The 6,244-nt window shown below is 70.9% G+C and carries 9 protein-coding genes; 7 read left to right on the top strand and 2 right to left on the bottom strand.

What is annotated here, in order from left to right; translation table 11 throughout:
* The 7 genes from ACJA3G_RS27265 to ACJA3G_RS27235 all read left to right on the top strand — a co-directional run.
* On the top strand, nucleotides 1-312 hold a 312-nt coding region (locus ACJA3G_RS27265; protein ID WP_406555694.1), incomplete at its 5' end, for a DUF4115 domain-containing protein.
* Nucleotides 313-406: 94 nt separating this feature from the next.
* Complete coding sequence (gene rimO, locus ACJA3G_RS27260; RefSeq protein ID WP_406555693.1) at nucleotides 407-1,882, top strand: 30S ribosomal protein S12 methylthiotransferase RimO; 1,476 nt, start codon at nucleotides 407-409, stop codon at nucleotides 1,880-1,882.
* Nucleotides 1,879-2,568, top strand: coding sequence for a CDP-diacylglycerol--glycerol-3-phosphate 3-phosphatidyltransferase (pgsA, locus tag ACJA3G_RS27255; protein WP_406555692.1), 690 nt, complete (start codon nucleotides 1,879-1,881; stop codon nucleotides 2,566-2,568). The genes rimO and pgsA overlap by 4 nt, the downstream gene beginning before the upstream one ends.
* Nucleotides 2,565-3,074: a CinA family protein gene (locus tag ACJA3G_RS27250; protein WP_406555691.1), complete on the top strand. Its 510-nt coding sequence runs from the start codon at nucleotides 2,565-2,567 to the stop codon at nucleotides 3,072-3,074. The genes pgsA and ACJA3G_RS27250 overlap by 4 nt, the downstream gene beginning before the upstream one ends.
* 109 nt (nucleotides 3,075-3,183) lie before the next feature.
* A complete protein-coding gene (locus tag ACJA3G_RS27245; RefSeq protein WP_067165033.1) occupies nucleotides 3,184-3,567 on the top strand; it encodes a helix-turn-helix domain-containing protein in 384 nt (127 codons plus the stop codon).
* A 256-nt stretch (nucleotides 3,568-3,823) separates the two neighbouring features.
* On the top strand, nucleotides 3,824-4,294 hold the full coding sequence (locus tag ACJA3G_RS27240) for a Dps family protein (protein ID WP_406555690.1): 471 nt from the start codon (nucleotides 3,824-3,826) through the stop codon (nucleotides 4,292-4,294).
* Between the two features lie 123 nt (nucleotides 4,295-4,417).
* Complete coding sequence (locus tag ACJA3G_RS27235; protein WP_406555689.1) at nucleotides 4,418-4,651, top strand: hypothetical protein; 234 nt, start codon at nucleotides 4,418-4,420, stop codon at nucleotides 4,649-4,651.
* Here the strand turns inward: ACJA3G_RS27235 and ACJA3G_RS27230 are convergent.
* Nucleotides 4,599-5,363, bottom strand: coding sequence for an SDR family NAD(P)-dependent oxidoreductase (locus tag ACJA3G_RS27230; protein WP_406555688.1), 765 nt, complete (start codon nucleotides 5,361-5,363; stop codon nucleotides 4,599-4,601). The two genes, ACJA3G_RS27235 and ACJA3G_RS27230, sit on opposite strands and share 53 nt — an antisense overlap.
* A 61-nt stretch (nucleotides 5,364-5,424) precedes the next feature.
* Entirely contained in the window at nucleotides 5,425-6,219 is a 795-nt protein-coding gene (locus tag ACJA3G_RS27225) for an Fpg/Nei family DNA glycosylase (RefSeq protein ID WP_406555687.1), read from the bottom strand.
* Nucleotides 6,220-6,244 lie beyond the last annotated feature (25 nt).

The following is a 6,244-nucleotide window of genomic DNA, read 5'->3' as shown; positions in this document are numbered from 1 at the left end:
CCCGTGAAGCCCCCGGCCCCCACGGACAGCGCCATCGCGGCGGCCCCGCAGGACAAGGTCACCGTCAAGCTGAGTGCCATCTCCGACAAGAGCTGGATCTCCGCCAAGGCGCACAACGGGCAGGTGCTCTACGACGGCCTCCTGGAGAAGGGCGAGTCGAAGACCTTCGTGGACGGCGAGAAGATCGACCTGATCCTCGGCAACGCCGGGGCGATCGAGCTCTACGTCAACGGCAAGAAGGTCGAGGACCAGTTCGGTGACGGCCAGGTCGAGCGGCTGACCTACACCAAGGGCGACCCGGTCGTCGGCTGACCGGGACCGCCGCGCCCCGGCCCGGTACGGCCCCCGGTTCCTTGATCAGCCCTCGGGGCGGGGACGCGGGCCGGGACAAAGTAGTCTTGAGTCCATGCCCGAACGCCGTACCGTCGCCCTTGTCACTCTCGGCTGCGCCCGTAACGAGGTGGACTCGGAGGAGCTTGCAGGCCGCTTGGCAGCGGACGGCTGGGAGCTCGTCGAGGACGCCTCGGACGCCGATGTCGCCGTCGTCAACACCTGTGGGTTCGTCGAAGCCGCCAAGAAGGACTCCGTCGACGCCCTCCTCGAAGCCAATGATCTCAAGGATCACGGCAGGACCCAGGCCGTGGTCGCGGTCGGCTGTATGGCCGAGCGGTACGGCAAGGAGCTCGCCGACGCCCTCCCCGAGGCCGACGGCGTGCTCGGCTTCGACGACTACGCCGACATCTCCAGCCGCCTCCAGACCATCCTCAGTGGTGGGAGCGTGGAGGCGCACACCCCGCGCGACCGGCGCAAGCTGCTGCCGCTGAGCCCCGTCGAGCGCCAGGGTGCCGCCGTGGCGCTGCCCGGCCACGCCCAGGAGGCCCAGGAGAGCGCCCCCGAGGACCTGCCCGAGGGCGTCGCCCCCGCGTCCGGTCCGCGCGCCCCGCTGCGCCGCCGGCTGGACACCAGCCCGGTCGCCTCGGTGAAGCTGGCCTCCGGCTGCGACCGCCGCTGCTCGTTCTGCGCCATCCCGTCCTTCCGCGGCTCCTTCATCTCACGCCGCCCCTCGGACGTACTGGGCGAGACGCGCTGGCTGGCCGAGCAGGGCGTCAAGGAGGTCATGCTGGTCTCCGAGAACAACACCTCGTACGGCAAGGACCTCGGCGACATCCGCCTCCTGGAGACGCTGCTGCCCGAGCTCGCGGCCGTCGAGGGCATCGAGCGCGTACGCGTCAGCTACCTCCAGCCCGCCGAGATGCGGCCGGGCCTGATCGACGTGCTGACCTCGACCGACAAGGTCGTCCCGTACTTCGACCTCTCCTTCCAGCACTCCGCCCCCGGCGTGCTGCGGGCCATGCGGCGCTTCGGCGACACCGAGCGCTTCCTGGAGCTGCTGGAGACGATCCGGGCCAAGGCCCCGCAGGCCGGTGTCCGCTCCAACTTCATCGTCGGCTTCCCCGGTGAGACCGAGGCCGACTTCAAGGAACTGGAACGCTTCCTCACCAGCGCCCGGCTCGACGCCATCGGCGTCTTCGGCTACTCCGACGAGGAGGGCACCGAGGCCGTCACCTACGACAACAAGCTGGACGACGAGGTGATCGCCGAGCGGCTCGACCACCTGTCGCGGCTCGCCGAGGAGCTCACCGCCCAGCGCGCCGAGGAGCGCGTGGGCGACACCGTCCGGGTGCTGGTCGAGTCGGTCGACACCGAGGACGGCGTGATCGGCCGCGCCGAGCACCAGGCGCCGGAGACCGACGGTCAAGTGCGGTTCACGGAGGGCGCGGGACTGACGCCGGGCCGTATCGTCGAGGCGAAGGTCGTCGCCGCCGAGGGCGTCGACCTGGTGGTGACGAGTCTCGACGTTCCTGAGGAGGCGGCCAGATGACGGGAGTCCCGGCATCCGCGGCGGGCGGTACCGGCCGGACGCCGGCGCCCGGCGGCAAGCTGGGCGCGGCGGCCGTCAACCAGGCGAGCCTCTGGAACGTCGCGAACCTCCTCACCATGGTCCGGCTCGTGCTCGTGCCGGGCTTCGTGGTGCTGATGCTGCAGGACGGCGGGTACGACCCGGTCTGGCGGGCCTGGGCGTGGGCGGCGTTCGCCGTCGCCATGATCACGGACATCTTCGACGGTCATCTGGCCCGGACGTACAACCTGGTCACCGACTTCGGGAAGATCGCGGACCCGATCGCGGACAAGGCGATCATGGGCGCCGCGCTGGTCTGTCTCTCCTCGCTGGGCGATCTGCCGTGGTGGGTGACCGGAGTGATCCTCTTCCGGGAACTCGGGATCACGCTCATGCGTTTCTGGGTCATCAGGCACGGGGTGATTCCCGCCAGCCGAGGTGGGAAACTGAAGACGCTCGCCCAGGGCACGGCGACGGGGATGTACGTACTGGCGCTCACGGGTCCACTGGCGACCCTGCGCTTCTGGGTGATGGCGGTCGCCGTGGTGCTGACGGTCGTCACGGGACTGGACTATGTGCGACAGGCGGTCGTACTGAGGCGTCAGGGGCTCGCCGCACAGCGCGAGGCCCGCGCCGCTGAGGCCGCCATGGAGGGACCGGGCCGGTGAAAGAGGCTGCGCGGATCATGGAACTGCTCACGGAACGTGAGCAGTCGGTCGCGGCTGCGGAGTCGCTGACCGGTGGTCTGGTGGCCGCGGAGCTGACCGAGGCGCCGGGTGCATCGGCGGGGTTCCTCGGCTCGGTGACGGCCTACGCGACGGACGTCAAGGAGAAGGTCCTGGGCGTCGACGCGACCCTTCTGGCGGAGCGCGGAGCCGTGGACGGCGAGGTCGCGCGGCAGATGGCGGCGGGTGTGCGGCGGCTGATGGGAGCCGACTGGGGGGTGTCGACCACCGGTGTCGCCGGCCCCGAGCCCCAGGACGGCAAGCCCGTCGGGACCGTCCACGTGGCCGTCGAGGGACCGGACGGGACCGGGAAAACCGTCGCTTTGCGGTTGAACGGCGGCAGGGAGGAAATCCGTAGGGAGAGTGTACGGAGCGTGCTCGAACTGCTCGCCGGTGAACTCCGCGAAGATGCGCGGGCACAGGATACGGAACAGAACGGGGGGAATTGATGTTTGCAGCCCTGAGTGAACACGACATCGCTCCCCGCACGGCCGCAGCGCGAGGCGGTACGGTGGGGCGTGAAGGATGCGGCTACGCGGTCCGAGGAGGGAGCCACCGATGATTCTGCTCCGTCGCCTGCTGGGTGACGTGCTGCGTCGGCAGCGCCAGCGCCAGGGCCGTACTCTGCGCGAAGTCTCCTCGTCCGCCCGAGTCTCACTCGGCTATCTTTCCGAGGTGGAGCGGGGGCAGAAGGAGGCATCCTCCGAGCTGCTCTCCGCGATCTGCGACGCGCTTGACGTACGGATGTCCGAGCTCATGCGAGAAGTGAGCGACGAGCTGGCACTTGCCGAGCTCGCTGCCTCGGCGGCGGCGAGCGACCCGGTGCCCGCACCGGTACGTCCGATGCTCAATTCGATCTCCGTGACGTCGGTGACCGGCGTCCCGACCGAGCGTGTGACGATCAAGGCGCCCGCGGAAGCGGTGGACGTCGTCGCGGCCTGACGCTGTCGGGCTCTGTCTGTGAGTGGCCCCGGCCGGTCTTCTGACCGGCCGGGGCTTCTTCTTGCACGGCGCTTCTCCGGTGCGGAGCCCCGGTCTTGCGCGCAATTCCCGGAATGCCCCCTTTGGGGCTTCCGTGTAAAGGTGGGGGGAGGCGCGGGGAGCCGACGCGGACGTGAGCCCGTGCAGACGCGAGCCGCCGCGTACGGAGCTGCATACGGAGCTGCATACGGAGCTGCATAAGGAACGGAGTGCCTGCATGTCTGTCGTGAAGAGCTCGCTGTCCGAGACCGACCTGAAGGTGGTGGGGGACGCCCTGCAGGGCGCCCTCGTCGACCTCGTGGACCTGGCGCTGGTCGCCAAGCAGGTCCACTGGAACGTGGTCGGGCCGCGCTTCAGGTCCGTGCACCTCCAGCTCGACGAGGTCGTCGACACCGCCAGGCTCCACTCCGACACGGTGGCCGAGCGGGCCGCCGCGCTGGGGGTCACCCCGGACGGCCGGGCGGCGACCGTGTCCTCGACGAGCGCCATCGGCAAGACGCCCACCGGCTGGATCAGGGACGGGGACGCGGTACGGATCCTCGTCGACGCGCTGGGCGCGGTCGTGACGAAAATGCGTGAGCGGATCGACGCCACCGGCGACCCGGACCCGGTCAGCCAGGACGTTCTCATCGGTCTGACGGCCGACCTGGAGAAGCACGCGTGGATGTTCCAGGCGGAGACGGGCTGACGGAGCCGGAGAATCCGGGCCGGTTCGCGGGGCGTGTGGGGCGGTGCGTGCGCCGGGGTGAATCCCGGTGCGCTCTCCCGGTGACCGGGGGGAGCGGTCTAGCGTCGGCCCGAGGAGGCGGCCATGGCAGTGGCGGTGCGATGGGTGCCGGCGCTCGTGGTGGGGGCGCTGTGGTGGTGGGCGGTGGTGCGCCTGCTGACGGTGCCCGACGAGACCGGGGTGCTTGAGGGCGCGGTGGCGGCGGGCGGCTGGGGCCTGAGCCTCCTGCCCGTTCATGTCACGGGCGATGTTCCACGGCCCGCGGTCACCAGGGCATCGCGACGCCGCCGTTCGGACGCAGGATCTGACCCGTCGTGAACGAGGACGCGTCCGAGGCGAGATGGAGCACGGTGTGCGCGATGTCCTCGGGCTCGCCGACCCGTCCGAGCGGGGAGAGCCGGACCATCGTCGACTCGATCCGCCGCTGGTGCTCGGCCGAGTGCCGCTCGGTCATCGGCGTACGGACCCAGCCCGGGGCTATGGCGTTGACGCGGATGGAGTGCGGGCCGAGCTCCGTGGCGAGGGTCTTGGTCAGCTGGATGACGGCCGCCTTCGAGGCGCTGTAGCAGAACAGCCCGGCGCCGGCGGAGTCGACGGCACCGGACGCCATGGTGATGATGCTGCCGGGCGTGCCGTTCTCGATCATCACCCGGGCCGCCTCCTGGCAGGCGTGCAGCACACCCTTGAAGTTGACCGCGAGAACGCGGTCGAGGTCGGCGTCGTCGGTGTCCAGGACCGTGCTGGTGTGCATGATCCCGGCGACGGCGGCCAGGACGTCGACCCGGCCCGCGCCCCGGACGGCCGCGCGCAGCCGGGTGCGGTCGGTCACATCGAGCACATGGGTGTACGCGGTGCCGCCCGCCTTCGCGATCAGCTCACGGGTGCCCTGGAGGCCCAGCTCATCGAGGTCGGCGCAGTGCACCAGGGCGCCCGCCTCCGCGAGCAGGACGGCACTGGCCCGCCCGATACCGCCGGCGGCGCCGGTCACGAAGGCGGTGCGATCGGTGAGGTCGTACGCCGAGAGGGGCATGCGGGGACGGTACGGCGAGATCTGACGGGGTGTCAACAGCGGTGGTGTCAGTGCTGTTCCGTCAACTGCCGGGCTGTTCGGCGCGGCCGTGGACCGGGGGGCTCGGCTGGCACCGGGGGCACCAGTACGTGGGGCGCTCGCTGCCGGAGGGGTCGCGCAGGGTGGTGGCGCGCAGAGCGGTACCGCAGCGGGGGCAGGGCCGGCCGCCGCGTCCGTACACGTACACCTGCCGGGACGTACGCTCCCGGTTCGCCTCCATGATCTTCTTGGCGGCGAGGACGACCCGGGCGGGGTCGGTGAGCTCGCCCACCGGCAGCCAGGGCACCGCCCGGACGGCAAAGCAGATCTCGGACTTGTAGATGTTGCCGACGCCCGCCAGGTTGCGCTGGTCGAGCAGTGCCTCGCCGAGGGGTCTGGCGGGGTCGCGGAGCAGATTGCTCAGGGCGAGATCGGGGTCCCAGTCCGGGCCGAGCAGATCGGGGCCGAGGTGGCCGACGACGCGGTGCTCGTCGCGGGTGCGGAGCAGTTCCAGGACGGCCAGCCGGTAGCCGACCGCGGTCCGCTCCTCGGTGCCCAGGATCGCCCGGATCTGGTCGCTCCGGCCGCCCCGCCAGCGCTCGCCGGGCGCGAAGATCCGCCAGGTGCCCTCCATCCGCAGATGGGAGTGGAGGGTGAGGCCGCCCTCGATACGGGTGAGCAGGTGCTTGCCGCGCGGGGTGACGTCCAGCACGGTCCGGCCGGTCAGGTCCACGGTCGCGAGCCGGGGCACACGCAGATCGGACCGGATCAGCTTGCATCCGCCGAGCGCGGCGTCGAGCCGGCGCGCGGCCTGCCAGACGGTGTCTCCTTCGGGCATGAGGCCATTGTGCAGGGTGGGGGGG

This window comes from Streptomyces sp. YS-3 (genome assembly GCF_045257485.1).
GTDB lineage: Bacteria > Actinomycetota > Actinomycetes > Streptomycetales > Streptomycetaceae > Streptomyces.
Note: the sequence above shows the minus strand (reverse complement) of the source record. Positions and strands in the feature narration are given on the sequence as shown.